Raw genomic sequence first — 23,552 nt, forward strand, 5'->3', positions numbered from 1 at the left:
AGGAGAAGAACGTGAAGTTGCGATGGGGCGCCCTGGCGCTCGCCGGGGTGCTGGCGCTCGCGGCGTGCGGAGCCGAGAGCGGGGCCCCGGGCGCGGCGGCCGGTGGCGAGGGCGGCGGTGGCGACGGCGGGTCGCTCGTGTGGGCGGTGGAGACGCAGCCGATCACCTTCAACCCGCAGCAGTGGGGCCAGAACAAGGCCCGCCTGCTGGTCCACAACCAGTTCGACGCCCTGATCGCCCGGGGCAAGGACGGCGAGTTCCTGCCGTGGCTGGCCAAGTCCTGGAAGGTCTCCGAGGACGGGCTCACCTACACCTTCGAGCTCCGCGACGACGTCACCTTCCACGACGGCGAGAAGTTCGACGCCGCCTCGGTGAAGGCGAACCTCGACCAGCTCGTCTCGCCCGGCTACAACGCCGCGGTCAGCGCCATCCAGCTGCGCAACTTCGACAGGGCAGAGGCGACCGCGCCGCACACCCTGAAGGTCACGCTGAAGGCCCCCGACGGATTGTTCCTCGACTTCCTCTCCTCCCCGTACGCGGGCCAGGTCTCCCCGAAGTCGCTGAAGAACGCCAAGGACCTCAAGGCGGGCGGCGTCGACGTGGTCGGCACCGGGCCGTTCATCCTCGACCGGTTCACCCCCGGCCAGGAGGTCCACTACAAGCGCAACCCGGACTACAACTGGCCGCCCACCGGCTCCGCCCACCAGGGCCCCGCGCACCTGGCCGAGATCACCTACCGCTTCCTGCCCGAGGCCGCGGTCAGGGTCGGCGCGCTCACCTCCGGGCAGGTGCAGGTGATCGAGGGCGTGCCCGCCACCGAGATCGGCCTCATCAAGAGCGACCCCGAGCTGAGGCTGGAGACCAGCCTCAACTCCGGAAGCGCGTTCTCCTACTACTTCAACACCTCCCGCCCCCCGTTCGACGACAAGCGGGTCCGCGAGGCCTTCCGTGACGCCGTCGACGTGGACGCGGTGCTCAACTCCGTCTACCAGGGCACCGCCAAGCGGGCCTGGAGCGTCATCGGCCAGGGCAGCCCGCAGTTCTACGACCCCTCGCTGGAGAAGACCTTCGGCAACAACCCCTCGCGGGCCAACCAGCTGCTCGACGAGGCCGGCTGGAAGGAGCGTGACGCCGAGGGCTTCCGGGTGAAGGACGGCAAGAGGCTGACCGTGCGTACCGTCAACGCCGCGCCGTTCGTCCGCGACCGCCGCGACATCCTCGCCCAGGCCGTCCAGGCGGCCGTCAAGCAGAGCGCGGGGATCGACTTCCAGGTCAAGATCGTGGACCAGGGCACCGCGCAGAAGGCCATCGACGACAACGAGTACGAGATCTTCGAGAACTCGCGCGGCGACACCGACGCCGGGGCGGCGCTCAACCTGATCCTGGCGAAGGGCGCCGCGATCAACCGCACGAAGTTCGAGAGCGCCGAGCTGGACAAGCTGCTCGCCGACGCCTCGGTCACCACCGACCTCGCCGAGCGCAAGGAGCTCTACGCGAAGGTGCAGAAGATCGTCGTCGCCGACGAGGCGATCCTGCTCCCGGTCTACGTGCCCGCCGACCAGATCGCCCACGGCGCCGGGGTCACCGGGATCACCTTCGAGCCGGTCTCCGGCACTCCCAACAGTGCTTACGACGTCCGGACAGGGACGTGAACACGTGAGCACCCTCACACTCACCCGGCGGCGGGGGCTGGCCGCCGCCGGGTGGCTCGGCCCGGTGGTCCGGCGGCTCGGAGCGGGCGTCGCCGTGCTCTGGGCCGCCGCCACCGCGGCCTACCTCTCGCTGATGCTCGTCCCCGGCGACACGGTCGACGTGCTCATCGGGGACGGCCTCGACACCCCCGAGCGGCGGGCGCAGATCATCGCCGAGTGGGGGCTGGACCGCTCCCCGCTCCAGCAGTACGGCGACTATCTGTTCCGCCTGCTCCAGGGAGACCTGGGCCACTCCTACATCCTGCAGCGCGGCGTCGGCGAGATCCTGTCCTCCCAGATCCTGCCGACGATCCAGCTCGCGCTCACCGCGGCGCTCTTCGGGGTCGTCCTCGCCCTGGTGCTCGCCCTGGGCACCGCCGGGCGCCGCCCCTGGCTCGGCGGCCTGGCCGGGCTGTCGGAGCTGGTCGTCGTCTCGGTCCCGCCGTTCCTCATCGGCATCCTGCTGCTCGCCGTCTTCTCCTTCACCCTCGGCTGGTTCCCCGTCTCCGGGGACAGGGGGCTCGTTTCCCTCGTGCTGCCGGGGCTCGCGCTCGGGCTGCAGGTCGCCGGGGTGCTCGGCCAGGTGCTCCGCGAGGGCCTGGAACGGGCGCTGGAGGAGCCGTTCGCGGTGACCGCCCGCTCGCGCGGCATCACCGAGTGGCGGCTCGTCGCCCGGCACGCGCTGCGCCACGCCCTGCTCCCGGCCGTCACCCTCACCGGCTGGTTCACCGGCTACCTGCTCGGCGGCGCGATCATCGTGGAGGCCGTCTTCGGCCGTCCCGGGCTCGGCCAGGTCACCGTCAACGCGGTGACCGGCAAGGACATGCCCCTGGTGATGGCGGTCGTGCTGATCTCGGCCCTCGCCTACGTGACGGTCAGCACGATCGTCGACCTCGCCTACCTCGCGATCGACCCCCGCCTGAGGAGGAGCCGATGACGGTCCCGTCGCGCTCGTCGTGCTCGTCGTGCTCGTCGTGCTCGTCGTGTTCGTTGTGCTTGTCGCGTTCGTTGTGGAAGGAGCCGGTGGCGTCACGGTCGCCGTACCGTCCGAGGTCGTCGTATCGCCCGAGGATGAGCCGATGACGACGATCACCGAGGTCCCCGGTGTCGCGGCCGTCGCTCCCGCGGCGGCCGGGCGCGGGTACGGCTTCGGCGCGCCGCTGGTCGTGCCGCTGCTGTTCCTGGCGGTCGCCGCGGTCGCCGCCGTGGCGCCCGGCCTGCTGACCGGTGTCGACCCGCTGGCCGCCGACCCGCTGCACGCGCTCGCCGGGCCGAGCGCCCAGCACTGGTTCGGCACCGACCACCTCGGCCGCGACGTGCTGTCGCGCGTCGTCCACGGCGCCGGGCACTCGCTGAGCATCGGTGCCGCCGCCGTCCTGCTCGCCGCCGGGGCCGGCACCCTTCTGGGCATCCTGGCCGGGCTGTCCCCCCGCTACCTCGACGAGCTGCTCAGCCGCCTGTTCGACGTCGTGGCGACCTTCCCCGAACTGCTGCTCGCCCTGCTGGTCATCGCCATCACCGGTCCCGGCACCGGCAACGTGATCCTCGCGATCGGCATCGCGCAGATCCCCAACTACGCCCGGGTGATCCGCGCCCAGACGTTCGTGGTGCGCCGCTCCGGCTACGTCGAACAGGCGGTCACCCTCGGCCTGGCCAGGCCGGTGCTGATCGTCCGCCACGTGCTGCCCAACGTGCTGGGCCCGCTGCCGGTGCTCGCCACGATCGGCATGGGCACCGCCATCATCGCCACCTCCGGGCTCAGCTTCCTCGGCATGGGCCCGCAGCCGCCCAGCCCCGAGTGGGGCTCGATGCTGTCGGAGGGCCGCAACTACCTGCGCGTCGCCTGGTGGACCGTGCTCTTCCCCGGCCTCTTCGTCACCCTGACCGTCATCAGCCTGACGCTCGTCGGGCGCCGCCTGCAGCGCCGTTTCGAGGGGAGAAACCGTTGAGCCTCATCGACGTCGAGGACCTGCGGGTCGGCTTTCCCAAGGCCGGGGTGCGGGCCGTACGGGGAATAAGCCTGTCGATCGAGGCGGGCGAGTGCGTGGCGATCGTCGGGGAGTCGGGCTCGGGCAAGAGCGTCACGGCCAGGACCCTGGTCGGGCTGGCCGGTCCGGGCGCCGAGGTCACGGCCTCCCGGTTCGCGGTGAACGGCCGGGACGCGCTCGGGTTCGGCGCCCGCGACTGGCGGCGGCTGCGCGGCCGGTTCGCGGGGCTGGTGCTCCAGGACGCGCTGACCTCGCTCGACCCGCTCCGTACCGTCGGCGACGAGATCGCCGAGGTGCTCACCATCCACGACGTCGTCCCCCGCGCCGCCCGCAGGGAAAGGGTGATCGAGCTGCTGGAGGCGGTCGGGGTGCCGGAACCGGAGGTGCGGGCCCGGCAGTACGCCCACCAGCTGTCCGGGGGGCTGCGCCAGCGCGCCCTGATCGCCTCCGCCATCGCCGCCGGTCCGCCGTTGATCATCGCCGACGAGCCGACCACCGCGCTCGACGTCACCGTGCAGGCCCAGATCCTGCGCCTGCTCGCCACCCGCAAGGACGAGGGTACCGCGCTGCTCATGATCAGCCACGACCTCGCCGTGGTCTCGGCCATCGCCGACCGCGTACTGGTGATGAAGGACGGGGTGATCGTCGAGGAGGGGCCGACGGGACGCGTGCTGTCCGCGCCCCGGCACGACTACACCAAGCTGCTGCTCGCCGCCGTACCCTCCGCGGCCTCGCGCGGCACCCGCCTGTCGGCCATCGCCGCCGGGGGGATCGCGCTGCGCGCCCCGCTGCCGGAGCGGACCGTGGACCACGCCGCGCCGATCCTGGAGGTCTCGGGGCTGTCGGCCGCGTACGGCTCGCGCACGGTGGTCGACGACGTGTCGTTCGAGGTCTACCCCGGCGAGACGCTCGGCATCGTGGGAGAGTCGGGCTCGGGGAAGACCACGGTCGCCAGGCTCGTCCTCGGCCTGCTCGAACCCTCCTCGGGGGAGGTCCGGCTGGGCGGTGAGCCCTGGTCGGGGATCCGCGAGCGCCGGAGGCGTTCCCGCAGGTCCCGCATCCAGGTGATCTCCCAGAACCCGCTCGACTCCTTCGACCCCCGCTACACGGTGGGCCGCCTGGTGGCCGAACCCCTGCGTGGCGCCTCCGTCGAACGCGGCGCCTCTTCCGGGAACGGCTCCTCGCGCGACGTCTTCTCCGGTAACGGTTCCTCGCAGGGTCTCTCCTCGGGGAACGGCTCCTTGCACGGGCTCTCCTCCGAGAGCGGATTCTCGCGCACGGCTCCTTTCCGGCGCGGCTCCTCGCGCGGTGTCCTCGCCGACCGGGTGGCCGAGCTGCTGGGCCGGGTCGGTCTCCCCGCGGACGTCGCCGGACGCCACCCCCGGCGTCTGTCCGGCGGCCAGCGCCAGCGCGTGGCCATCGCCAGGGCCCTCGCCACCCGTCCCGACGTGCTCGTCTGCGACGAGCCGGTCTCCGCGCTGGACGTGTCGATCCAGGCGCAGGTGCTCGACCTGCTCGCGGAGATCCAGGCCGCCGACGGGACCGCGCTGATCTTCATCTCCCACGACCTCGGGGTGGTCCACCACGTCGCCGACCGGGTGCTGGTCATGCGCGGGGGCCAGGTCGTGGAGGAGGGGCACGTGGACGAGGTGTTCTTCCTGCCCCGGCACGACTACACCCGCGAGCTGCTCGGCGCGGTGCCCAAACTGGTGTCTGCCGAGCCCTGATCGGCCGAGCTCTGACCGAGGCCGTGGGTGCCGGCCGAGCCCTGACGCAGGCCGCGGATGTCGGGCAGGACCAGCACCCCCAGGCAGGAGACCGCGAGCAGCGCCGCCGCCCCGTACAGGGTGGGGGCCGTGCCCACCGCGCCGGCCAGCGGACCGGCCAGGGCCATGCCGAGAGGGGTGAGCCCGAGGGAGAGCAGCCAGTCGTACGCGGAGACCCGTGAGATCGCCTCGGACGGGATGTGCTCCTGCACGGCGGTCTCCCACAGCGGGGCCATGAACGCGAGGCCGCCGGTCATCAGTCCGTAGGCCGCCGCGACGATCGGCGCGGGCGCCCCGGCGGCGAGCAGGACCAGCGGCAGCGCGCCGAGCGCGAGCGCGAGGTTCGCCGCGACCAGGGGCTTTCGCGGCCTCGCCCGCAGAGCCAGCAGCGCGCCGCACAGGGCGCCGACCGTGCCGCCCTGCACGATCGTGCCCCAGGCGAGCTCGCCGCCGAGAGTCGTGACGGCGATCACGGGGCCGATCGTGATCAGGGCGCAGCGGCTGAGGTTCCACAGGGAGTGGCCGACGAGGTTCGTCCAGTACCACCGGTGGCGGCGCAGCTGCGCCCAGCCCTCGGCCAGCTGCCTGACGAACCGCTCGCGCGGCGCGGGCGGGATCGGCGCGAGCCGGAGCCGGCCAAGCAGCACCGCGCTGGCCGCGAACGTCACGGCGTCCAGGAGCAGTGCCCAGCCGGGCCCGGCGGTCAGGGCGAGGGCGGTGGCGATCCCCGGGCCGAGCAGCACGGACCCGCGCTGGGCGATCGCCATGAGCGCGTTGGCCCGGGGAAGGTGCTCCGCCGCGACGGTGGCGGGCACCAGGCCGGTCGCGGCGGGCAGGAAGAACGCCGACCCGGCCCCCGAGACGGCCGCCAGCGCCGCCAGGTGGACGATGTCGACCGTGCCGGTGATCAGCTCCAAGCCCATGACGGCGTGGGCGAGCCCGCGCACCACGTCGGCGCCCATCATCACGCGACGGCGCGGGAGCCGGTCGGCCCACACGCCGCCGGGCAGCATCAGCGCCACCGTGGCGATCGACTGGGCGGCCAGGACCACCCCGAGGTCGGTGGCCGAACCCGTCGTGGTGACGATCGCGAGCGCGAGCGCCACGGAGGTGATGGAGTCGCCGACGTGCGAGAGGGTCTGGCCGGTCCACAGCAGTCGGAAGCGGGGGTCTCGCAAGGGGGCCCAGAGGCCGGATGAGGAGGGCATGCTCAGAAAATTACTACGAAATCATAATATATGCATCCGTATTAACGGCGACCTGGTGGGGAGCCTTGAGGGTGACCTGGTGGGGGCCTTGGTGGTTTGGCGGAGAGCCTTGGCGGTGACCCGACGGGGGCGCCAAGACTGGCCTGCCGGGGAATCTTGAGGGGGGCGGCGGAGAACGTCGGGGGTGGCCTGGCGGGGAGCCTTGAGGATGGCCCGGTGGAGAGCACCAAGGGCGGCCCGGTGGAGGGCGGCGTTACCCTTTGGGCATGCCAGAGCCTGACTCCATCGATCGGCACATCGCGCACTGGTCCCGGGAGCTGTCCGACCTCGACCCGCAGGTCGAGGGGATCGTCACGCGCATGCAGGTGCTCGTGCGGCTGCTCAGGCGGAACAAGGAGGCCTGGCTGACCGCGGGCGGGCTCAAGCCCTGGGAATTCGACGTCCTCCACCACCTGGTCGCGGCCGGGCCGCCCTACCGGGTGACCCCTTCGCTGCTGGCCGGATGGCTCGACACCCACCCGGCCACGCTGACCAACCGGCTCGACCGGCTGGAGCAGGCCGGATACGTCGACCGGGTGCACGACCCCGGCGACCGCCGCCGCCTGCTCGTCGCGCTGACCCCCGCCGGGCGCGCCATCTGGCAGGAGCGCATGGACCTGGGCGACATCTCGGAGCGGGAAGTGCTCAGCCCGCTCGCCCCCGGGGAGCGCGAGGTCCTCAACGATCTCCTGCGCCGGATGGTCGGTGCCCTGGAACGGGACGGGTCACCGCTGATGCCCGACTGGCCGTCGGCCTCGGACGCGGACGCGGGGACGAGAGGGAGAGAACCGCACGCCGGATCGGGAAAGGGGCCGTTGGCGTGAGAGCCCGGCCCGCCGGGCGATGTTCTCCTCCCCATTCAGGAGGCGCCCGATATCTCGTACGCCGGAGCAGGTCTGGGGGCCGGGGAGGGCCGGTCAGAGGAGCCGGCGGGCTCCCGCGGCCGGGGTCGCCGGGTAGATCTCCGGTGCGGCCCAGCCGCGCTCGGCGTAGGCCCCGGTCACCGACTCCCGTACGGACTCCACCCGGTCGTCGGCGACCAGCGCGATCGCCGATCCGCCGAACCCGCCCCCGGTCATCCGCGCCCCTCGCGCCCCGCCCCTGACCGCCGACTCCACGGCCACGTCCAGTTCGGCGCAGGACACCTCGAACTGGTCGCGCAGCGACAGGTGGGAGGCGTTCAGCAGCGACCCGATCTCCCGTACGGCACCGGCTCGCAGCATCCCGATCACCGCCTCGACCCGGTGGTTCTCCGTCACCACGTGCTGGGTGCGCCTGCGCTCGTCACCGCTCAGCCTCGCGAGGGCGCCCGCCAGGTCCGTGACATCGCGCAGCGCGTCGACGCCCAGGTGCCTGGCGGCGTTCTCGCAGTCCTTGCGACGTCGGGCGTACTGCCCGTCGGCGAGCTCGTGGTGCACCCCGGTGTTGATGATCAGCAGCTGCAGGCCGTGACTCGCCAGGTCGAACGGGATGTTCCTGGTCCCGAGGCTCCGGCAGTCCATGAACAGCGCCTTCCCCTCCTCACCGAGGGCCGAGGCGGCCTGGTCCATGATCCCGCACGGCATGCCCACGAAGTCGTTCTCTGCCCTCTGCGCGGCGAGGGCGATCTCCATCCTGGTCAGGCCGAGGCCGTACAGCTCGTTGAGCGCCGTACCGACGACCACCTCCAGCGCCGCGCTCGACGACAACCCCGCCCCCCGGGGCACGTCCCCGTCGATCACCACATCCGCACCGCCGACCGACCGCCCTCGGCCCTGTCCCTGCTCCTGGCCCCGATCTCGCTCCGGCCCCGCTTGGCGGAGGGCCCGGAACACCCCGGCCACGTAGCGGGCCCAGCCCTCGGCCTCGTCGAGCGTCGCCAGCGTCACCGGCTCACCCGCCTGCAGCGACCGCAGCCTGAGCACCCCGTCCTCGCGCGGCGACACCGCCGCGGTCACCCCCCACGGCAACGCGAACGGCAGAACGAACCCGTCGTTGTAGTCGGTATGCTCCCCGATCAGGTTGACCCGCCCCGGAGCGTGCCACACCCCGGCCGGTTCCGTGCCGTACGAGTCCCTGAAAGCCTCAACAACGCGCATGATCCAACACTCCTCAACAAGGTTCACCAGTAGGGTAGCGAGTCCGCCGGAGCCCGGTTCCACGCCCGATCCCGCCGAAGGTCACATCTTGAACCCGTCCCGCCCGGCAGGTGTGCGAACAGCGTCCACGTTTGGTTGAATGCCGCGTACGGCGTGCGCGAGGGGCGGTAGCTCAGCCGGTTAGAGCAGGGGACTCATAATCCCTGGGTCGCGGGTTCGAGTCCCGCCCGCCCTACCCCTTCCGATCTGCGGAAAGCGTCCTTGACCTGCGTGTTCGCAGTTGGGGGCGCTTTTGTGACGTCCGGCGGCCTGCCTGCCTGTTCACCTGTCCACGGCATACCGGGAACCTGCGCGCACGCATGGGGGCACCTGGTCGCCTTGTGATGTTGCCGTGCGCGGGATAGATCTTCGATCGAGGACGTCTGTGTACTGCCAGGTCACCGACTCCGTCCAGGCGGACGTCCGGAGCGGCTGCCTTCGGCCGCGGCGCCCTCTGCTGTCGGAGGTCCGCCTCCAGCGGAAGTACGGCGTGGCCCGCGGTGATCGTGGGTCGTGTGATCGGTTACCCCGCTGAGTTCGGTCGGTGCGCCTGGCCGCCGGCTGGGGAAGCGTTTGTGCGCGTGATGGAGGCGACCCTGGCGAAGGCGGAGCCGACGACAGAGGACGGCTGAAGCCGACGGGCCGGCACTAAGCTCCGCGCGGTGGTGTGCGGATATCCACAGCCCACGGGACGCTTCAGCTGGACATCGCTTCCTGCGCAATGAGCTTTCTCTGTCCCGCTCGCACAACGGGAGCTTTCCGCACCTGGTGAGAGCGATTGGCCGGCGAGCCCGGTCCGACCGCGTCGAGAGTCGTTGCTGTTCTTGTGCCTAACCATGTTGGTCGGCGGACGTTTCGCCATTATTTGAATAGCGGGCGATGACTTCCCGCAACTGATCACTGTTGTCGAATTGGTCGCGCGTCAATTTGATCTCTTGTCCGTCTTTGACGCGTATGGTCACAGCAACGTCGTCTTTTGACCTGCGGGCCCGCAGCCAGGCCATCACGGCCGCCACGAAAACATTCAGGACGCTACCACCGGTTAAAAATAGGACCGCCAATTCGCTTGATTCCACTGGGCTTCCTTCGTACCGAAAAATGCCTCCGAGGAGACCGTCTTGCCGCTGGAATATAAGCCGAATATGTCGATGATTATGGGGCTGAGGCCCACCGGTAGGCTTACTGTGAACCATTTCGACGTTCTCGCCATGACACGATGGACTATGGAATGAGGTGAAGGTGTGCCTTGCGGCTGGCCGGCCGCAGAGCCTTGGGCGCCCGCCTGCTGCGGAGATGGTTGCCGTCCAGGCGCCGGTGTGGGGGGAAGGCTGGCCACGAACTCATCTCCATGGTGGCCTAGGATCCCTATCATCCGCTGTTACTCCAGTTACCTGTCAAGGTATGAGTTGGTTCGACGCTTCGTCTTGCAAATCCGTGAGATGGGTTAAGGGTCTTTCTGCCGGATATCAAAGGCCGGCTCCGCCCCTCGGCGATTTCATCGCCCGCCATACGGCGTCGGACGATCGGTTGCCGCGCTTGCCTTTCCCCAGGTCTTGCCGTCGAGAGACGAGGCGAAGTCAACGTTCCCCGGACATGCCGCATCGATCAAGACATGACAAGTTGGCTCTCCATGATCAGGGCCGTTCTGGCAGCTGGTGGCATGGATGAGCGAGGTGTTCATACGGAAGCGGAGGCTGCCCGCTCCTGTGGTAGCGGGTTCAAATCTGATGATTTGGGCTATTTTGCGAACCGAAGAGGCGATGGGAAAGCGCGTTCGCCGAGGAGTCGAAGCCGGACAATGCCGCCCCGCGAGAGCGATGCGGTGACAGCTCGCGGGCTGAGGATGGTCACATGAGCATGAGGTGTGCGACACAAGACGGATACGCCCGTGGCGGCGGAGACGGTGGCCGGACGGCCGTGGCGCGTCTTCGTCTCTGACATGCCTGAATCCCACTGTTCGGGTGTCTGCGGCGTTTCGGTGCGCAGGCCATCCGGGGTGACCTAGATTGCCGCGACGTGTCACCAATGGCGACTAAATTGTCCCTTTTGTCGGCACCCTGTTGGCCATCTTCAATTGTCGCGGTGGAGGCGAGCCTGGGAAGGGGTGCGCAAGTGCGGAGGTCCTGGGGTCAGGGACGCAGCAGCTGGATGATGGCGACGGTGCCGACCGCCACGATGAGGGTTCGCAGCACCGTGGGGCTGAGCCGGCGGCCTACCTTGGCCCCGATCGAGCCGCCGAGGGCGGAAGCGGCCGCGATGAGTGCGACGGCCGTCCAGTCGAAGTCGGCGGAGAAGAGGAAGAAGAGGGCGGCGGCGGTGTTGACGACGGCGACGAGGACGTTCCTGACGGCGTTGAGGCGTTGCAGGGTCTCGTCGAGGAGCATGCCCATCAGGGCCATGTAGATGATTCCCTGGGCGGCGGGGAAGTAGCCGCCGTAGACGCTGGCGAGTGTCAGTCCGGTGAGGAGCAGCGGGCCGCCGTCAGGGTGTGCGGCGGCGCCGCTGGTGCGTTCGCGGCGCCGCCGCACGCTCTCGGCGATCCGGGGCTGGAAGATGATCAACACGAGGGCGAGGCTCACCAGGGCCGGCACGATCTTCTCGAACGCCGTGGCGGGCAGGGTCAGCAGGAGCGCGGCGCCCGTGAGGCCGCCGAGCAGGGCGCCGACGCTCATCCTCAGGATGCGCCGGCCCTGGCCGCCGAGCTCCGCGCGATAGCCGATGGCCCCGCTGATGGAGCCGGGAATCAGGCCGAGGGTGTTGGAGACCGCGGCGGTGACGGGCGGCATGCCGGTGGCGAGCAGCACGGGAAAGGTGATCAGCGACCCGGAGCCGACGACGGTGTTGACGGCTCCGGCGCTGACACCCGCCGCGAAGACGGCCAGCATCTCCCACGGCGTCACTCTGTCTCCTCCCTCGCGGAACCGGCGTTCGTGCCCGGCCGGGTGGCGTGCGAGGGCGATGCCGTACGGCGCATCGGCTCAGGTGCTCCCGAGACCGGTGATCCGGCGAGGAGCCGGCCCGGCATGTGTGCTCCCGGGACCGGCGCTCCTGAGACCGGTGGTCCGGCGAAAGGCCGTCCTGACATCGGCGCTCCCGGAACCGGTGGTCCGGCGAAGGGAGGTCCCGGCGGACGGGCCGCCCGGTCGGCCGTGTGGACGGAATCGCCGGTCAGGGGCCACGGCGCGGCGGTTACGCCCGCTGCGGCCAGGGCGGGCGATTCCGGCTGACGGCCCGTGTCCGGCGAGGGTCTCACATGGCCGACGCCGGGTTTCACGTGGCCGATGCCGGGTTTCACGTGGCAGACGCTAGACCGGAAACACTTCGGCACCCGGCGAAGTGTCCCGGCTCGACGGGGTCAGGCGACCTTCGAGGAGGGGGCCTTCCAGGTGTTGCACGCCCCCGGGCCCCTCGACCCGTAGCCCTGCTCGAACCAGTGGAGGCGGTTGGCGGGCTTGCCGTACCAGTCGAATCTGCCGTATTCCTTCGGCGTCTCCGCGGTGAGGAGGGGCTTCCAGTTCTTGGCCGAGCGCCCCAGGATCTTCATGGAGATCCCGCCCATGCAGTCGGCCTGCAGGTAGAAGCGGTGCGTCTGCTCCACGCCGCCGTCCTTCTCGTCCCCGGCCGGCAACGCCCACCAGGCCTCGCTGATGCCCACCTGCGCCTGGATGACTCCGGCGTACGCGCGCGTGAGCTCGACGAGGACGGCCTGGTCGGACTTCGCCGTGATCCAGTCGGAGCCGAGCTGCACCTGGACGGCGCCGTAGCAGCTGATGGCGAAGGAGCCGGTCACCCGCAGGCCGCTGAGGCAGGGCCCCTTCTCGACCTTGGCCTTGGCGCTCACCCTGACGGGGACGAAGCCCTTGACGGCCTCGCGCCAGGAGGAGTTCAGGCAGCCGACGACCTTGTCGAGGTATCTCGTGGTGGACGCCTTGGTGGTGCCCTTGGTCACCTTGCAGGAGACCGCGGGGAGGCGGCCCTGCTTGTAGAGCGGGTTGTGGGTCAGCTCCGGAGCCCCGACGACGGGACCGGCGGAAGCGGTGGCCGTACTGACCGTACCGGCGAACAACAGAACGAATATCCCAGCAGTAGCCGTAAATGTGCGAATCATCATGAAGCATGATCGCAGCGGCGAACGTCAACGCGACGGGAATTTCACTTTTCGGGCATGGAGTAGGTCACTTCCGGTCCGTCCTCCTCGGTCATGACGAAGCCGTGCCGTTCGTGGAGGCGGCGGGCGCCGGTGTTGGCCCCGTGGGTGGTGACCCCCGGCCCGTCGGGCCGGGCGCGCTTGGCGTGGGCGAGCAGGGCCGTTCCGGCACCGCGGTTCTGCGCGTACGGGGTGACGTAGAGGTGGCAGAGCCAGTCGACGATGAGGGTCGCGAAGCCGACGACCCGGCCATGGAGCTCGGCGATCCAGAGCTCGTGCAGGTAGCCGCACCCGAGGAAGCCTTCGAGCCACTCGGGGAGTCCGGTGTCGGGGTCGGACTCCCGCAGGTAGGGTTCGTCGGCGGTGGCGGCGAGGAAGACCGTGCGGATCGCGTGCGCGTCGTCGACCCCTCCCTTGCGGATGAGGGGCGGCGTCTCCGGGAGGAGGGGTCCGGTCATCGCGGTCACCCGCTCACGGTGTGGCGCCGAGGGCGTCGCGGGCGTCCATGAGGGCGAAGCCGAGCAGGTTCAGGCCCCGCCACGTGACGGGGGAGGCGGCGCGTTCGTCGTCGGCGGCGAGGCCGATGCCCCAGATCCGGTCGACGGGACTGGCCTCGACCAGGACGCGGGAGCCGGTGCCGAGCAGGAAGTCCCTCAGCTCGGGGTGCTCGCCGAACTTGGCGATGTTTCCGCGCACCACGATCCCGTAGCGATGCTCGTCCCACACGGCGCCGTCGAAGCCGCGGACCTCGCGGCCGAGTTTCTTCGCCTCGCCGGGGTGCCCGGCGGCGAGGATCCGCCCGGCGGTCTCGTCGTCGCCGAACAGCCACGCCTTGTGCGCCATCATGTAGTGCTCGGCCGACCGGAAGTCGTGCCCCTCCGTGGTGAAGACGACCTCCCACCACTGGCTGAGGCATCCGGCGCCGACCCCGCCGTCACGCGGCGGCCGGTGGCCCCAGAAGAACAGGTAACGCGACCGCTCGCCGTCTCGCTCGGCGGCGACGGCCTCGGCGACCGAGCGGGGTGTTCTGATGAGATCGGACACCCGTACACCGTGCCACGGGCGGACGCCGGACGGCCACCGGGTTACCGGACCGCGGCCCTACGGGGTCATGGGAGGTCGAGGGAGGGAGGGAAGGAGACCGGGCCGTCGGGGGTGTGGACGGTCACCTTTCCCCCGGAGACGGTGATCTCCGGGTCTGCGGTGCCCGGGACGATCAGGGTCAGCAGGGAGGCGGCCGGAGGAGAGAGCACCGTCACCGTGTCCGCCTTCCTGAGGTAACCGGTCGAGATCGCGCAGGCTCGCACCTCCTGGCCGCCGACCGGCCGCGGGGAGGGCGTCGCGAGTTGCGGCAGCGTCGCCCGCCAGCTCCCGTCGGCCAGCACCACCCTGCCGTCGCGGTTGGAGACCACCCTGAGCGACGGGCCCACGTGCCACAGGTTGCGCAGCGCCGACCCGGCCGGGACCGTGTCCAGTACGGCCATCAGGTCGGCGCCGTGGCCGACCAGGACCGAGCGGGTGCGCCTGACGCCGTACGCGTCGTCGGTGAGCGTGCAGGACTGGCGGGCGCGGCCTGTGGACGAGCTCACGAGGCGGGTCGCCGTACCCTCGCGGAAGGCGGCGCCCACGACGACGGGGACGTTGTGCGCCTCGGGGGAGGCCGTCCATTCCCGGTAGGCCGTTCTCTCGTAGGAGTGGAAGCCCGCCTCCACCAGGATGTCCCGGCCGTGGGCGTGATAGGTGACGCCCAGGTGGTCCTCGTGGCCGTGCGGGCGGCGTCCGGGGCCGAACCTGATCGGGTAGTGGGCGGATCCCGGGTCGTCCCACGCCGTCCCGCCGAAGACGTAGCCGTCGTCGAACACCTTCACCGTGCCCTCCCCGTGCTCTCCCCGTGCGGGAAACCCCCGGGACGCGTGTCGGCCGGGCTGTCACCGATCGGCACCAGCCGGCCGTCGGGCTGGGTGGCATGGCTGACGTACGTGTCCAGCGACGTCCGCCGCGCGGCGAGGCCCGCGGGGATCTCGGCCCCGCACCTCCCGATCGCCTCCAGGGCCGTTCCCAGCCGCCGGTGGACGTGGACGCCGTATCGCGGAGCCTGCTCGTGCAGCGCGCCCTGCGCGTCGATGGAGAGTTCCGCCGACTCGGTCATCCGCCGGATGGCCAGGTCCCTCCACCGTTCCCGCCGGAGACGGCAGCCGATCGCGAGCAGCGCGATGTCCTGGTCCAGGCCGTGGTTGTTCCCCTTGGGGTACGGGTCGAGGCGCCAGTCGATGTCCGGGCCCAGGTCGACGGGAGGCAGGCCGACGAACGTGACCCGGCCCCGCATGACCTCGGCCACCTCGATCGCCGGGAACCGCTCGGCCGGGTGGACGACAGGACCGTCGGCCGTCGCGAGGGAGAGCGGGGCGGGGCGGTTCCCGATCAGGCCGAGGGCCCCGCGGGCGCGCTGAAACACGTGATCGCTCCAAAGGGTGGTGGTGTACGGGCGTCCTCGCACGCCCGCGTACCCGTGTGTGGGTGTGGGCGCGGGTGTGGTGGGGAGACGGTGGCCGGGCGGGCGCGGTTCGGAGAAGGGCGGGCTAGGGGAGTGTGGGAGGGGCGGGCTCGTCGTCCGTCCAGCCCGCCTCCAGGACCACCTCGGCCTCGTCCCCCACGACCGCCCCCGGTCCGCCCGTGCCGGTCGAGGACAGCACGCGGGCGCTGGTGACGTCGATGATCAGCGTCCGCTGGACGGTCGAGACGGGGGCGGGGGAGGAGGTTCGTACGGTGAAGGAGAAAGCGGCTCCCCTCCTGCCTCGCTCGTCCGCCGCCGTACCCAGGTAGCGGACGTTCGGCAGCTCCGCCAGGGCCCGGTAGGCGGCCGCCCGCGCCTCCGGCGACGAAGGCTTGCTCCACAGCAGCCCGCTGAGCGCGTCCGCCACGACACCGCCGTCCAGGCCGGTCGAGCCGCCCGAGCCACCGTTCGGGTCGGCCGGGCCGCCCGAGTCACCGTTCGGGTCGGCCGGGCCGGAACCGTCCGGCACGCCTCGCACCATCCCGGAGATCCGCTCCTTCAGGACGTCGCGGTCCCGCCGGTGGAGTCCGGCCAGGGCCGTCGCGAGGCTCGGCCGCAGGCTCTCCGCGCTGACCCGTGCCGCGACCCGTTCCTCGTGACCGTGGGGGCGGGGTCCGGGCCGTGGCGCCCGAGCGCGCGCAGCGCGCGCACCTCGACACGGCGCCGCTTGCCGATGAGGTTGGTCGCGATTCCGTACAACCATGCCCGCCCACCGGCACGCGACGGGTCGTAGAGCGCCCGCTTGCGGAACGCGGTGAGAAACGTCTCCGCCACGACGTCCTCCGCGCCGTCGGCACCGGGTCTCTGGGCGACACAGCGGTGGATCTCGGTGAAGTGGAGATCGAAGATCGCGCTGAACCGCTCGGGCTCGACGAGGGAGAGCCGGACGACCTCGGCGTCGTCCACCGGGCGAGCGGTCCAGGACATCGTGGTCACGATGGTCTTCCCGTCATGCGCGACCCTTCGGACCGATCGGCGATCACTCTTTATCACCCGATCCGCCGATGTGCTTTCACGGTCACGACAACGGTCACGGACGACGGGCTCGCCGATGGTCGCGGCCGGTCGGCCGTCGGGTGTGCGGGCCGGGCTCCGGTGTGCCGGTACGTCGCGGAGGGGCTCGGCGCCGGTCGTGGACGGCCGGGCTTCCGGCATGATCACCGCTCGCGTCGACGACGCCGATAATGGGGCGTGCCCTTCACCCTGAGCCATGTCGTCGCGATCCTGCCGCTGCGGCGATGGTTACCCCCCGCGGCGCTGGCGGTCGGCACGATGATTCCCGACCTGCCGTACTACCTGCCGCTGCCCTTCTCCTCGAAGATCACCCACGGCTGGCCGGGCGCGTTGCTGGTGGACCTGCCCCTGGGAGTGGTGGTGCTCGTCGTCTTCGACCTGTTGCTGCGCGCGCCGTTGACGGCGCTCGCCCCGGACGGGTTGCGCGCGCGCCTGCCCGGCCGGGCGCCGTACGGGCGTGGGGTCGCGGTGGTGGCCGCGCTGCTGACCGGTGTCGCCACGCACCTGGTGTGGGACGGGTTCACCCAGGTGGGAGGCTTCGCCGTGGTGCACTGGCCGGCGATGCGCGTCTCGGTCGTCGGGGCGCACCGGGTGTTCAACGTGGTGATGTACGTCAGTTCGCTGGGCGGGCTCGTGGTCCTGGCCTGCTGGTTCGCCCTGTGGTACCGGCGCGCCGCCGTACGGCCGGGGCGTTGGCCCGGCGTGACGGGACGGTGGCGCGGCTGGGTCCTCGTCACCGGAGTGGGCGCCGCGGGTGTCGGCGCGGCCGTGCTGGGGACCGGTGAGCGTGCCGCGGTGAGCCTGTACGACCTGGTGCGCTGCCTGATCCTGGGCGGGATGGTCGGGGGCGGCGCCGTCCTGGCCGGTTACGTGGTCGTGTGGCACGTGTGGTCGGTGGCGCGCTCCCGGCGGGACACGCCCCGGCCGGATCGAGTCGAAGATCCCGTTCACTGACGGTCCCCGGTTCCGCGCGTCCGCGAATGGTGTCGCGCGGCGGTGGCCGGGTATCCCGTCCAGAGGGAAAACCCCAGCTCACAGTGCTTGATCAGCTCCGGAAGGACATGGACGATGCCTCTGAGGCGGCCCGGTCGCACCGGGAGCGGGAGCCGGGATCTGGAGATCAACCCGGTCTTCAGCCGGGAGCCCCTCCGGGTCCCGCGCCACGCCATGCCGGCCGGGGAGATGGAGCCGGACACGGCGTACCAGCTGGTGCACGACGAGTTGATGCTGGACGGCAACGCGCGGCTGAACCTCGCGACGTTCGTCAGCACCTGGGCGGAGCCGCAGGCGCTGAGGCTGATGGCCGAGTGCGTCGAGAAGAACATGATCGACAAGGACGAGTACCCGCAGACCGCGGAGCTGGAGACGCGATGCGTGGACATCCTCGCCCGGCTCTGGCACGCCGAGGACCCCCACCGCGCGACGGGCTGCTCGACGACCGGGTCGAGCGAGGCGGCGATGCTGGGCGGCCTGGCGCTCAAGCGGCGCTGGCGGCACCGGCGCCGGGAGGAGGGCCGCCCCGCCGACCGGCCCAACCTGGTGATGGGCGTCAACGTGCAGATCTGCTGGGAGAAGTTCGCCGACTACTTCGACGTCGAACCCCGGTACGTGCCCATGGAGGGCGACCGGTACCACCTGAGCCCCGAGACGGCGGTCGAGGCGTGCGACGAGAACACCATCGGGGTCGTCGCCGTCCTCGGCTCCACGTTCGACGGCGGTTACGAGCCCGTCGCCGACATCGCCGCGGCCCTGGACGAGCTGCGGGCCCGTACCGGACTCGACGTGCCGATCCACGTGGACGGCGCCTCCGGTGCCATGATCGCCCCTTTCCTCGACCCGGACCTGCGCTGGGACTTCCGGGTGCCGCGAGTGGTGTCGATCAACACCTCCGGGCACAAGTACGGGCTGGTGATGCCCGGGGTGGGCTGGGTGCTGTGGCGCGACGCCACCGCGCTCCCCGACGACCTGGTCTTCCACGTCAACTATCTCGGCGGGGACATGCCGACCTTCGCGCTGAACTTCTCCCGGCCGGGTGCCCAGGTGGTCGCGCAGTACTACAACTTCCTGAGGCTGGGCTTCGACGGTTACCGCCGGGTGCAGCGGACCTGCCGGGACGTGGCGACCCGCCTGGCCGGTGAGATCGCCGGGCTGGGCCGCTTCGAGCTGGTCACCGACGGCGGCCAGACTCCGGTGTTCGCCTTCCGGGTGCGTGAGGGAATCGACGGCTTCACGGTCTTCGACGTCTCCGCCGCGCTGCGTGAGCGCGGCTGGCTGGTGCCCGCCTACACCTTCCCCGCGAACCGTACGGACCTGGCGGTACTGCGCGTCGTCGTCCGCAACGGCTTCAGCCACGACCTGGCCGATCTGCTGCTGGAGGACCTGCGCAGGGTCCTGCCCCGGCTGGAGGCCCAGGGCGGACCACGTCGTACCGCCGACGACGCCGGAGGCTTCGCGCACGGCACCGAGAGCAAGACCCCTCGGCGCCACGGTCACGGCTGAGGGCGTACGGCGGCGCCCGAGGACGTCCGCGCCGGTCGTGGGAGAAGACCGGGGGAGAAGGTCGGTCGGGAGAACCGGCGCGGCCGGAGGAGAAGGAAGAAGGGGGCATCGGGATGTGCCGTTTGTTTGGCATGAGCAGCGCGCCTCGTCGTGCGTGTGCCACCTTCTGGCTCCTGGAGGCGCCGGACAGCCTCAGCGAGCAGAGCCGCCGCTATCCCGACGGGGTCGGTCTGGGGTACTTCGGCGCCGACGGCACCCCGAAGGTGCACAAGGCCCCCGTCGCCGCCTTCGAGGACAGGTGTTTCGCGGAGGAGGCCAAGTGGACGGAGTCCACCACCTTCCTGGCCCACGTCCGCTTCGCCTCCACCGGTGGCCTGGACGAACGCAACACGCATCCCTTCCTGCAGGACGGCCGGATCTTCGCCCACAACGGGGTGATCGAGGGCCTGGACGAGCTCGACGCCGAGCTGGGCCGGGATCGAGCGCTGGTCAAGGGGGAGACCGACTCCGAGCGCTTCTTCGCGCTGATCACCCGTGAGACCAGGGCGCGCGGCGGCGACGTCGCCGCCGGTATCGAGGCCGCAGCCCGCTGGATCGCCGGGAACCTGCCCGTCTACGCCCTCAACATCGTCCTCACCGCCCCGCAGGAGCTGTGGGCGCTGCGATACCCCGACACCCACGAACTGCACATGCTCCAGCGTGCCGCCGGAGGGTGCCACGGCGGCCGGCACCTCGACCAGAGCGGTACCGACGGCCGCATGCGTGTCCGCTCCCGCGACCTCGCCGGGATCCCCTCGTTCGTGGTCGCGAGCGAACGCATGGACGACCATCCCGACTGGTGCTCGATGGAGGCCGGTGAGCTGCTCCACGTCGGACCGGGGCTCGTCCCCACCCGCCGGATCGTGCTGCCCGACGAGCCCGCGCACCGGATGAGCCTCGCCGACCTGCGCCCCGAGGCCGCCGCCTCGCAGCAGGTCACCTGACGTCGCGCCTCGCGAGGTACGGATCGAACCGCAGGTCAGGGACGAGGCCGCACGGCGTCAGGTCCGGGGCCGCCGGGGCCGATGACCGGAGGGGCGTGTGAGGAGGAACCCGCGCCAGGTCGACGGGATCGCCGCAGGGGCGGATCGTTCCCCCGCCGACCGTTCCTTCGGTGACGGTTCTTCCGGTGACGGATTTCCCGGCGACGGTTCCCCCGGCGACGGACGTTGAGCGGGGGTGTCGACGCTCCCGGCCGTCGGCAGGGGTTCCCGCACGCCTCCCGTCGCGGAGGTGGTCTGGTGTTCCAGATCCTGCGTGAGAACGCACATCACGCGGCCCGCGGGGATGCCTGGCGAGCCGTCGTCCCGGCGGGGTCGATCATGATGCCGGTGACGTCCAGATCCTCGATCATGTGCCGAAGCGCGGGCTCGGTGAGCCGGATCCAGCGCTGGTCGGCGCCGAGCACCTTGGTCAGGCGCATCGGCGAGGAGAAGGCGGCTGCCGTCCTCCTGCCCGAATCGGTCCTGAACAGGCGCAGCGACATGCTGAAGGCGCCTTCACGGACCGGTACGTATAACGGGACTTCCGACATTACTTCCTCCTGGTGAGAACTCGTACGAAAACGACGTTATCCCCTTTCTGATGGCTTCCGGGGTGATCTCTACAGGATTCAGACGGGGAGGGCAGGAGCGTTGACGCCTCGTTGACGTGTGGCGTACCGCCGCCCGGGGTGTGGGAGGGCAGCGCCTCCTGACCGAGGTCCGTACGGGAGGCGTCCTGCCGTTCTGCTGCTCTGCCCGTCGTTCCGCTGTGCCGCCTGTGGCGCTGTCGTCCTGTCGAGCCGGACTGGTCCCGGGTGGGACGCGCATCGGGCTCTGGCGGGGGCCTCGTGCCCGTCGTCGATGGCGCGGATGCATCCGGGAGATGCTCGCGAAAGGCGGCAGCGCGCGGGGTGATCGGCCAATCAATCATAAATATCTACGATTTTTCGTGAACAGTCAGACAATGTGCTTTACGGGGCTGTCGGGGCTTCCCTTTTCTTGGTTTTCCGTTAGCGCGCCACGGACGTTCCGGCCCCGGAATCACGACGCAAAGCAGATAAGGCAAGGGGCGGCTGTCGGCGCCGAACGTTTTGGTTTCGATCTTTGTAGGCGCCCACCCCGTCTGCCGGAGACTTCTTTTCTCTCGATCGGGATCGAGCGGTCCGAGACCTCTGCCGTCTGGGCGGAACGGGGCCAGTGTGGCCGTACGCTCTCCGTGGCCGAGACACCTGCGAGCAGGGAAAGGAAGAGCCGGTAAAGAGGGAATTTGTTTTAGGTTGCCTTTGTCCAAGAGTGGCTTTATGGCGAAAGGGTAGGGTGCCGACATTGATGTCGGTGGAAATGTTGACCTTGTCGGGCGAGAAACCACTATTCGGGGTCATCGACTGGATCGGCGCTCGCTGCTAATGTTTCGCTCGACCGGCGGATTCGGCCGGCCGGCGATTCGCGGCTGTTGGCGTAACTCGGGGTAACTCGCTTTTCTCTGGTCAAATCTGGTTGAGTCTGGTCAAAGGAGGTCCCCCATTTCTGGTCTGGATGGTGACGACTCCGAACTCCGGACGGACGCGGGAAACGTCAGGACCGGCCCCCTGCCGTCCTCGAAGATCGAGTCGACCTACAACGAGCTCACGGCACTGGTGGACGAGATCGCGGGGCCCGGCCGGCACGACGGCTTCCGGACGGGTTCCCACGACGTCGCGCCGATCCGGGAGGCTCAGGAGGCCACGGAGCGGATGACCGACTTCGTGCTGGCCAGACTGGGGGTGGGGCAGGGCTCCCGGGTGCTGGACGTGGGCTGCGGCGACGGCCGTCCTGCGGTGCGCCTGGCCCGGACCCTGGGCGCGCGGGTCGTGGCGATCGACCTCGACCGGGAGGCGCTGCGCGACGGAGCCGAGCACGCCGCGGCGCGGGGTGTGGCGGAGATGGTGCGGTTCCGGCACGTCGACGCGCTGGACCTGCCGTTCGCCGACGCCGCGTTCGACGCGGTGCTCGCCCTTGAGGTCACCCCGCACCTCGACGTCGAGACCCTCTACCGGAGCATCGCCGGGGTCCTGCGCCCGGGGGGCCGCCTGGTGGTCGAGACACCTTACCCACGGGTTCCGCTGACCGAGGAGATCCGCGAGCGCATCGCCCTCCACCTGAACACGCCGAACGCCGTGTCGCTCGACGCGCCGGAGGGTCACCTGTCGGCGGCGCGGCAGGCCGGGATGGCCGTCACGGAGCTCGTCGACATCACCGAGGACGTACGGGACTCCTTCTCCCGGTTCGCGCGCGGGACGCGGGAGCACGGGCCGAGGCCGGAGGCCGGAGGCGGGGCGCCCGGCACCGCGCGGCGGCTCGGCGCCTTCGCCGCGTGGGCGGACGCCGCCGAGGTCGGCGGGGTGGTCATGACCTTCACCAGGACGGAGCGCTGACATGACGGATGTGACGGTCATCGGGACCGGGGTGGTCGGTGCCGCGATCGTACGGGCCTGCGTCGACTCGGGCCTGGAGGTCTCGGTCTGGAACCGTACGCCGGAACGCTCGGAGAGGCTCGCGGGACGGGACGTCCACCTCCACGCGACTGCGGCCGAGGCGATCGAGGCCTCCCCGATCGTGCTGCTGTGCCTTCTCAACTACGAGATCACCCACGCGGTCCTCGACGAGACCGCGGCCGACCTCTCCGGCAGGCTCGTCGTCCAGCACGCCAGCGGCATCCCCGACGACGTCGCCCCCCTGCGGGGGCGGGTGGAGGCCGTGGGAGGCAGATACCTGGAGGCCGCGATCCTCAGCCACCCGGACGCCGTCGGCACCGAAGACTGCTTCGCCGTCTACGGCGGGGCGGCCGAGGACTTCAAGGAACTGGCGGGCGTGACCGAGGCGCTGTCCGGCAAGCAGATCCGCCTGGGCGCCGACCCCGGCTACGCGAAGGCGTACCACGTCGTCTCCCGCGCCTTCTACTACGCCTTCGTCAACGGTTTCCTCGAATGCTCGGCCATCGCGGAGAGCATGGGAGTCCCCCTCAACGACTTCGCGGAGTCCGTGCCGCTCTACGACCCCGGTTTCCAGAACACGATCGGCGTCGGCCTCGGCCTCATCGCGCGCCGTGACTACACCTTCGAGCAGGCTCCGCTCACCTCGCACCTGGACGTCCTCAACAACCTGGCGGGCGTCGCGGAGCGGGCGGGGATCGAGCAGTCCTACCTCGCCGTGATGCGCGAGCGCGTGCTGAGGGCGATGGAGCAGGGCTACCGGCGCGAGCACGTGGCGGTGCTCACCGAGCAGTTCCGCAGCCGCCGAATGGCCGTCCATAACCGCTGAGAGGAACCATGTGCGGGTTTGAACCGAATGGCGATGGGCCGGGTTCCGGTTTCCCGAGGCCGGGCACTCCCGGTCCCGGCCTTCCCGACCCGGCCGTCCCCGGTCCCGGAATCCCCGGCCCCGGCACTCCCGGCCCAGGGGCCCCCGGTCCCGGCACCCCCGGCACTCCCCGGCCCGGGGGCCCTGACCCCGGCCCACGGGGTCCCG

General features: G+C 70.7%; 22 protein-coding genes and 1 tRNA gene. 11 read left to right on the plus strand and 12 right to left on the minus strand.

The window, feature by feature from the left end; all coding sequences use genetic code 11:
* The first annotated feature begins 11 nt into the window (after window positions 1–11).
* The 4 genes from ACSC1Q_RS34005 (at window position 12) to ACSC1Q_RS34020 (ending at window position 5,406) form a co-directional block, all read left to right on the plus strand.
* Window positions 12–1,652 (plus strand): ABC transporter substrate-binding protein, encoded by a 1,641-nt coding sequence (locus tag ACSC1Q_RS34005; RefSeq protein ID WP_436762808.1) that lies wholly within the window; start codon window positions 12–14, stop codon window positions 1,650–1,652.
* 4 nt (window positions 1,653–1,656) lie between these two features.
* A complete protein-coding gene (locus ACSC1Q_RS34010; RefSeq protein ID WP_436762809.1) occupies window positions 1,657–2,628 on the plus strand; it encodes an ABC transporter permease in 972 nt (323 codons plus the stop codon).
* A 142-nt stretch (window positions 2,629–2,770) separates the two neighbouring features.
* Complete coding sequence (locus ACSC1Q_RS34015; RefSeq protein WP_436762810.1) at window positions 2,771–3,640, plus strand: ABC transporter permease; 870 nt, start codon at window positions 2,771–2,773, stop codon at window positions 3,638–3,640.
* Window positions 3,637–5,406: a dipeptide ABC transporter ATP-binding protein gene (locus tag ACSC1Q_RS34020; protein WP_436762811.1), complete on the plus strand. Its 1,770-nt coding sequence runs from the start codon at window positions 3,637–3,639 to the stop codon at window positions 5,404–5,406. The genes ACSC1Q_RS34015 and ACSC1Q_RS34020 overlap by 4 nt, the downstream gene beginning before the upstream one ends.
* On the opposite strand, the gene ACSC1Q_RS34025 is transcribed toward ACSC1Q_RS34020, so the two are convergent.
* Complete coding sequence (locus ACSC1Q_RS34025) at window positions 5,352–6,653, minus strand: MFS transporter (RefSeq protein ID WP_436762812.1); 1,302 nt, start codon at window positions 6,651–6,653, stop codon at window positions 5,352–5,354. The genes ACSC1Q_RS34020 and ACSC1Q_RS34025 overlap by 55 nt on opposite strands.
* Before the next feature lie 266 nt (window positions 6,654–6,919).
* Between ACSC1Q_RS34025 and ACSC1Q_RS34030 the strand changes: the two genes are divergently transcribed.
* Window positions 6,920–7,516: a MarR family winged helix-turn-helix transcriptional regulator gene (locus ACSC1Q_RS34030; protein ID WP_436762813.1), complete on the plus strand. Its 597-nt coding sequence runs from the start codon at window positions 6,920–6,922 to the stop codon at window positions 7,514–7,516.
* Between the two features lie 93 nt (window positions 7,517–7,609).
* Here the strand turns inward: ACSC1Q_RS34030 and galK are convergent, their stop codons facing one another.
* Entirely contained in the window at window positions 7,610–8,770 is a 1,161-nt protein-coding gene (gene galK / locus ACSC1Q_RS34035; protein ID WP_436762814.1) for a galactokinase, read from the minus strand.
* Window positions 8,771–8,931: 161 nt separating this feature from the next.
* Between galK and ACSC1Q_RS34040 the strand changes: the two genes are divergently transcribed.
* Window positions 8,932–9,005: transfer RNA gene (locus tag ACSC1Q_RS34040), tRNA-Ile, on the plus strand.
* A gap of 634 nt (window positions 9,006–9,639) precedes the next feature.
* Here the strand turns inward: ACSC1Q_RS34040 and ACSC1Q_RS34045 are convergent.
* The 9 genes from ACSC1Q_RS34045 to ACSC1Q_RS34085 all read right to left on the minus strand — a co-directional run bounded on the left by ACSC1Q_RS34045 (window position 9,640) and on the right by ACSC1Q_RS34085 (window position 16,437).
* Window positions 9,640–9,885 carry an effector-associated constant component EACC1 gene (locus ACSC1Q_RS34045; RefSeq protein ID WP_436762815.1) on the minus strand — a complete coding sequence of 82 codons (246 nt, stop codon included), beginning with the start codon at window positions 9,883–9,885 and terminating at the stop codon, window positions 9,640–9,642.
* A gap of 1,053 nt (window positions 9,886–10,938) precedes the next feature.
* A complete protein-coding gene (locus ACSC1Q_RS34050; protein ID WP_436762816.1) occupies window positions 10,939–11,709 on the minus strand; it encodes a sulfite exporter TauE/SafE family protein in 771 nt (256 codons plus the stop codon).
* A 455-nt stretch (window positions 11,710–12,164) separates the two neighbouring features.
* On the minus strand, window positions 12,165–12,875 hold the full coding sequence (locus ACSC1Q_RS34055) for a hypothetical protein (RefSeq protein WP_436762817.1): 711 nt from the start codon (window positions 12,873–12,875) through the stop codon (window positions 12,165–12,167).
* An 86-nt stretch (window positions 12,876–12,961) separates the two neighbouring features.
* Window positions 12,962–13,414, minus strand: coding sequence for a GNAT family N-acetyltransferase (locus ACSC1Q_RS34060; RefSeq protein WP_436762818.1), 453 nt, complete (start codon window positions 13,412–13,414; stop codon window positions 12,962–12,964).
* 13 nt (window positions 13,415–13,427) lie between these two features.
* The gene (gene ybiA / locus ACSC1Q_RS34065) at window positions 13,428–14,000 is read right to left on the minus strand and encodes a riboflavin biosynthesis intermediates N-glycosidase (RefSeq protein WP_436762819.1); all 573 of its coding nucleotides are present in this window, start codon (window positions 13,998–14,000) and stop codon (window positions 13,428–13,430) included.
* Between the two features lie 65 nt (window positions 14,001–14,065).
* Complete coding sequence (locus ACSC1Q_RS34070; RefSeq protein WP_436762820.1) at window positions 14,066–14,824, minus strand: heparinase II/III domain-containing protein; 759 nt, start codon at window positions 14,822–14,824, stop codon at window positions 14,066–14,068.
* Entirely contained in the window at window positions 14,821–15,411 is a 591-nt protein-coding gene (locus ACSC1Q_RS34075; protein ID WP_436762821.1) for a hypothetical protein, read from the minus strand. The genes ACSC1Q_RS34070 and ACSC1Q_RS34075 overlap by 4 nt, the downstream gene beginning before the upstream one ends.
* Window positions 15,412–15,535: 124 nt before the next feature.
* Entirely contained in the window at window positions 15,536–15,979 is a 444-nt protein-coding gene (locus ACSC1Q_RS34080) for a hypothetical protein (protein WP_436762822.1), read from the minus strand.
* 29 nt (window positions 15,980–16,008) lie between these two features.
* A complete protein-coding gene (locus ACSC1Q_RS34085; RefSeq protein WP_436762823.1) occupies window positions 16,009–16,437 on the minus strand; it encodes an RNA polymerase sigma factor in 429 nt (142 codons plus the stop codon).
* A gap of 264 nt (window positions 16,438–16,701) precedes the next feature.
* Between ACSC1Q_RS34085 and ACSC1Q_RS34090 the strand changes: the two genes are divergently transcribed.
* The 3 genes from ACSC1Q_RS34090 (at window position 16,702) to ACSC1Q_RS34100 (ending at window position 20,006) form a co-directional block, all read left to right on the plus strand.
* A complete protein-coding gene (locus ACSC1Q_RS34090) occupies window positions 16,702–17,478 on the plus strand; it encodes a DUF4184 family protein (protein WP_436762824.1) in 777 nt (258 codons plus the stop codon).
* A gap of 114 nt (window positions 17,479–17,592) precedes the next feature.
* A complete protein-coding gene (gad, locus tag ACSC1Q_RS34095) occupies window positions 17,593–19,023 on the plus strand; it encodes a glutamate decarboxylase (protein ID WP_436762825.1) in 1,431 nt (476 codons plus the stop codon).
* A 113-nt stretch (window positions 19,024–19,136) separates the two neighbouring features.
* The gene (locus tag ACSC1Q_RS34100) at window positions 19,137–20,006 is read left to right on the plus strand and encodes a class II glutamine amidotransferase (protein ID WP_436762826.1); all 870 of its coding nucleotides are present in this window, start codon (window positions 19,137–19,139) and stop codon (window positions 20,004–20,006) included.
* 326 nt (window positions 20,007–20,332) lie between these two features.
* Here the strand turns inward: ACSC1Q_RS34100 and ACSC1Q_RS34105 are convergent, their stop codons facing one another.
* Window positions 20,333–20,596, minus strand: coding sequence for an SAV_915 family protein (locus ACSC1Q_RS34105; RefSeq protein WP_436762827.1), 264 nt, complete (start codon window positions 20,594–20,596; stop codon window positions 20,333–20,335).
* 1,086 nt (window positions 20,597–21,682) lie between these two features.
* On the opposite strand from ACSC1Q_RS34105, the gene ACSC1Q_RS34110 reads away from it, so the two are divergent.
* Complete coding sequence (locus ACSC1Q_RS34110) at window positions 21,683–22,459, plus strand: SAM-dependent methyltransferase (protein ID WP_436762828.1); 777 nt, start codon at window positions 21,683–21,685, stop codon at window positions 22,457–22,459.
* 1 nt (window position 22,460) lies between these two features.
* Complete coding sequence (locus ACSC1Q_RS34115) at window positions 22,461–23,345, plus strand: NAD(P)-dependent oxidoreductase (protein ID WP_436762829.1); 885 nt, start codon at window positions 22,461–22,463, stop codon at window positions 23,343–23,345.
* Window positions 23,346–23,552: the final 207 nt, after the last annotated feature.

Origin of the sequence: Streptosporangium heterodermiicola, from assembly GCF_051390675.1 — a bacterium.
In the GTDB taxonomy this organism is placed as follows: domain Bacteria; phylum Actinomycetota; class Actinomycetes; order Streptosporangiales; family Streptosporangiaceae; genus Streptosporangium.

Bases quoted from the DNA above. Each gene is read 5' to 3' on its own strand.
- ACSC1Q_RS34015 (WP_436762810.1), top strand. From the start codon at position 2,771: ATGACGACGATCACCGAGGTCCCCGGTGTCGCGGCCGTCGCTCCCGCG.
- ACSC1Q_RS34105 (WP_436762827.1), bottom strand. From the start codon at position 20,596: ATGTCGGAAGTCCCGTTATACGTACCGGTCCGTGAAGGCGCCTTCAGC.
- ACSC1Q_RS34025 (WP_436762812.1), bottom strand. From the start codon at position 6,653: ATGCCCTCCTCATCCGGCCTCTGGGCCCCCTTGCGAGACCCCCGCTTC.
- ACSC1Q_RS34115 (WP_436762829.1), top strand. From the start codon at position 22,461: ATGACGGATGTGACGGTCATCGGGACCGGGGTGGTCGGTGCCGCGATC.
- ACSC1Q_RS34060 (WP_436762818.1), bottom strand. From the start codon at position 13,414: ATGACCGGACCCCTCCTCCCGGAGACGCCGCCCCTCATCCGCAAGGGA.
- ACSC1Q_RS34030 (WP_436762813.1), top strand. From the start codon at position 6,920: ATGCCAGAGCCTGACTCCATCGATCGGCACATCGCGCACTGGTCCCGG.
- ACSC1Q_RS34100 (WP_436762826.1), top strand. From the start codon at position 19,137: ATGTGCCGTTTGTTTGGCATGAGCAGCGCGCCTCGTCGTGCGTGTGCC.
- gad (WP_436762825.1), top strand. From the start codon at position 17,593: ATGCCTCTGAGGCGGCCCGGTCGCACCGGGAGCGGGAGCCGGGATCTG.
- ACSC1Q_RS34085 (WP_436762823.1), bottom strand. From the start codon at position 16,437: ATGTCCTGGACCGCTCGCCCGGTGGACGACGCCGAGGTCGTCCGGCTC.
- galK (WP_436762814.1), bottom strand. From the start codon at position 8,770: ATGCGCGTTGTTGAGGCTTTCAGGGACTCGTACGGCACGGAACCGGCC.